The sequence below is a fragment of the Alcanivorax sp. HI0083 genome, from assembly GCF_001635175.1.
In genome coordinates, this window is the sequence record NZ_LWFX01001437.1 from 1 (window position 1) to 1,280 (window position 1,280).

Below are 1,280 nucleotides of genomic sequence, written 5' to 3' on the forward strand. Positions count from 1 at the left end.
ATGACACCGATGATCTGGTTATCCCCGGTACGCACTTCTACCCGCCAGCGCCCCTTTGATGGCACAGGAATATGGCGCTTGTGAGACCAGGTGCGAAACCCGGATTCGCGGCCACCAAAGACCTTCAAGGGAATGCGGTCCACCTGTTCGCCATCACGAAACCAGTAGTGATAGACCTCCTGGCCCAGCCCCAACGGCGCCTTGATGGCCGTGTAGGCATACAGCCCCCCTGCCACTTCATCGGCACTGAACACCTCACCACTCACCAGCGGTTTGCGCTCGGCGCGATTGAATGACAACGCAACGGCCCGTTCCTGCAGGGACAACGTCAGCGGTGGCACCAGCGGGGCCAGCCAGCGCGGGGACAACGCGATCAGGCACGAGACCAGGATCAGCCCGAGCCAGCGAAACCATTTTCGCGGCCCGCCAAATCGCCAGAAGCTGGGCAACGCAAACAGGGCCGTGAGCCAGCCCGCCCACGCCAGTGCCGAATCCGTGCTCCAGTGGAAGATCAGCGGCAACAGCACCAGCAACGCCACAAATAACGCCCAGGCGTGAAAGCCGAAATACAGTGCCCGGTGTCGGGCCAGCCAGAAATAAACCGGGTCGATGATGCTGATGGCCGCCGCACTGACTACCAGGGTGGTGAAGAAAATATATTCCGCGCCACCGGACCATTGCAGCAGCACGAACGGCAGGCTGAAAAAGAACGCCTCCTGATGCACCGCCTGGAACAGCAACTTGAGCATGCCCTGGGGCAGGCCATCAAAGCGGGTACCGATCACCTTGTTCTGCCAGATCCCCTCGGTGAGCAGCAAGAGCCAGCTGAACACCAGCAGCCCGGTCAGCACCGCCGCTAACCACGGTTGGCGATCCACCAGAAAATAACTGCTCAGGCCCAGCGAGAAGCTGATCAGCGCCCAGACATGGCGAATCTGATAGAGCTTTTCAGTGAGGGTTTGTAGCGTCAGCGGCAAAGTGTGGCTCCGTCGAGGGGTTGCGTCTTCGACGTACTATAGCCCTGTGGGTTCCCGATGGCAGCAAAGGCTCTCCCGTTTCCCGATGGCCACCTGGCACTTGTAGGCGTTCCCTTCCAGGGGACGAACGAAAATCGCTCCGCATCTTTCCGTCTATTGCGATAATAAAAGAACAGGCGAAACTCAGAATCTACCGATGATCCTCCGGATCTTTTTCGCGCTTCGCGCGGTTCGTCCCCTGGAAGGGAACGCCTACAAGGGGCAGAGGAAGGAATAGCGTGGCGCGAACGCCACGCGGAGAAG

General features: G+C 59.7%; 1 protein-coding gene. It reads right to left on the bottom strand.

Translation table 11 applies throughout. From position 1 onward, the window contains the following. Positions 1 to 977 (bottom strand): DUF5924 family protein (locus A3754_RS21765; protein WP_063521318.1); only part of this gene is annotated, 977 nt, incomplete at its 3' end. Positions 978 to 1,280 lie beyond the last annotated feature (303 nt).